This window comes from Desulfovibrio sp. Fe33 (assembly GCF_028532725.1).
Taxonomy (GTDB): Bacteria; Desulfobacterota; Desulfovibrionia; order Desulfovibrionales; family Desulfovibrionaceae; genus Pseudodesulfovibrio.
On sequence record NZ_JAQKGU010000019.1, the window covers coordinates 2,501 to 5,114 of the forward strand.

The following is a 2,614-nucleotide window of genomic DNA, read 5'->3' on the forward strand; positions in this document are numbered from 1 at the left end:
CCCCTGTTAGGGGAGTGAAATAGAACCTGAAACCATGTGCCTACAAGCTGTGGGAGCGGACTTGATCCGTGACCGCGTGCTTTTTGCATAACGGGCCAGCGAGTTAATCTGTAATGCGAGGTTAAGTCTAGAGACGTAGCCGTAGCGAAAGCGAGTCTGAATAGGGCGCCAAGTATTGCGGATTAGACCCGAAGCCGGGTGATCTATCCATGAGCAGGCTGAAACTTGAGTAAAATCAAGTGGAGGGCCGAACCAGTATCGGTTGAAAACGATTTGGATGACTTGTGGATAGGGGTGAAAGGCCAATCAAACCCGGTGATAGCTGGTTCTCTCCGAAATATATTGAGGTATAGCGTCACATTAGTTTGCCGGAGGTAGAGCACTGACAGGGCTAGGGGCCCCACCAGGTTACCAACCCCTTTCAAACTCCGAATGCCGGTAAATGATGTGTGGCAGTCAGGCTATGGGTGCGAAGGCCCGTGGCCAAAAGGGAAACAGCCCAGACCAACAGCTAAGGTCTCCAAATCAATGCTAAGTGGGAAAGGTGGTGGAGTTGCTTATACATCCAGGAGGTTGGCTTAGAAGCAGCCATCCTTTAAAGAAAGCGTAATAGCTCACTGGCCTAGCGATTCTGCGCCGAAAATGTAACGGGGCTAAGCATTGTACCGAAGCTTTGGGTTCACAGCTTGCTGTGAGCGGTAGGAGAGCGTTCTCAGATGGGATGAAGGTATACCGTGAGGTGTGCTGGACTAATGAGAAGTGAATATGCTGGCATGAGTAACGACAAAATAAGTGAGAAACTTATTCGCCGTAAACCTAAGGTTTCCTGGGTAAAGCTAATCTTCCCAGGGTAAGTCGGCCCCTAAGGCGAGGCAGAAATGCGTAGTCGATGGGAAACAGGTTAATATTCCTGTACATGTGTATGTGTGCGAAGGAGGGACGCAGGAGGATAGACGGTCCGGGTGTTGGATATCCCGGTGCAAGCGTGTAGGGTTGAGTTGCAGGCAAATCCGCAATTCTACGAGCCTGAGACGTGATGCCGAGTCATTAAACTGACAGAAGCCGTTAATTCCATGCTGCCAAGAAAAGCTTCTAAGTTTAGCATATGCATACCGTACCGCAAACCGACACAGGTAGGTGGGTCGAGCAGACCAAGGCGCTTGAGAGAACTCTGGTTAAGGAACTCGGCAAAATGACCCCGTAAGTTCGCGATAAGGGGTGCTCGATTCCGTGACCATTTAGCTATGTGAGCGGATTTGAGACGCAGGAATCGGGGGGGGCGACTGTTTACTAAAAACATAGGTCTCTGCTAAGTCGTAAGACGATGTATAGGGACTGACGCCTGCCCGGTGCTGGAAGGTTAAGAGGTGGGGTCAGCGCAAGCGAAGCTCTAAATCGAAGCCCCAGTAAACGGCGGCCGTAACTATAACGGTCCTAAGGTAGCGAAATTCCTTGTCGGGTAAGTTCCGACCTGCACGAATGGCGTAACGATCTCCCCGCTGTCTCAACCAGAGACTCAGTGAAATTGAATTACCGGTGAAAATGCCGGTTACCCGCGGAAGGACGGAAAGACCCTGTGCACCTTTACTGCAGCTTGACATTGGTATTTGATTAATAATGTGTAGGATAGGTGGGAGACTTTGAAGCGTGTACGCCAGTATGCGTGGAGTCGCCCTTGAAATACCACCCTTTATTACTTAGGTATCTAATCCATGACCGTTATCCGGTGTGGAGACATTGTCTGGTGGGTAGTTTGACTGGGGCGGTCGCCTCCTAAATAGTAACGGAGGCTTGCAAAGGTTCCCTCAGGCTGATTGGAAACCAGCCGTTGAGTGCAAAGGCATAAGGGAGCTTGACTGTGAGAGAGACATCTCGAGCAGGAACGAAAGTTGGTCTTAGTGATCCGGTGGTTCCGAATGGAAGGGCCATCGCTCATAGGATAAAAGGTACGCCGGGGATAACAGGCTGATCGCGTCCAAGAGTTCACATCGACGACGCGGTTTGGCACCTCGATGTCGGCTCATCACATCCTGGGGCTGAAGCAGGTCCCAAGGGTACGGCTGTTCGCCGTTTAAAGTGGTACGCGAGCTGGGTTTAAAACGTCGTGAGACAGTTTGGTCCCTATCCTCCGTGGGCGTAGGAGAATTGAAAAGGGTCTGCCCCTAGTACGAGAGGACCGGGGTGGACGAACCTATGGTGTTCCTGTTGTCGCGCCAGCGGCATTGCAGGGTAGCTAAGTTCGGAAAGGATAACCGCTGAAAGCATCTAAGCGGGAAGCCCGCCTTAAGATAAGTTCTCCCTGGACGCAAGTCCCTGAAGATCCCTTGAAGACTACAAGGTAGATAGGCCGGAGGTGTAAGCAACGCGAGTTGTTCAGCTGACCGGTACTAATAGATCGTGCGGCTTATTTAACAAGATTAGGAATTCTCTCTTCCCCTATTGACTATATATTTGAACTCCAAGTTCGCCAAATTTTCTTGGTGGCCAAGGAGGAGGGGGTACACCCGGTCCCATTCCGAACCCGGAAGTTAAGCCCTCCATCGCCGATGATACTGCATGGTAGCGTGTGGGAAAGTAGGTCGCCGCCAAGGAATATTTCAGCCCCCGGTCTTTT

General features: G+C 51.2%; 2 rRNA genes (1 of these 2 only partly in view). Both read left to right on the forward strand.

Annotated features, from left to right (window positions below):
• Positions 1-2,412 (forward strand): 23S ribosomal RNA (locus tag PSN43_RS15900) (it extends 526 nt beyond the left edge of the window).
• A gap of 64 nt (positions 2,413-2,476) precedes the next feature.
• Positions 2,477-2,591 (forward strand): 5S ribosomal RNA (gene rrf / locus PSN43_RS15905).
• Positions 2,592-2,614: the final 23 nt, after the last annotated feature.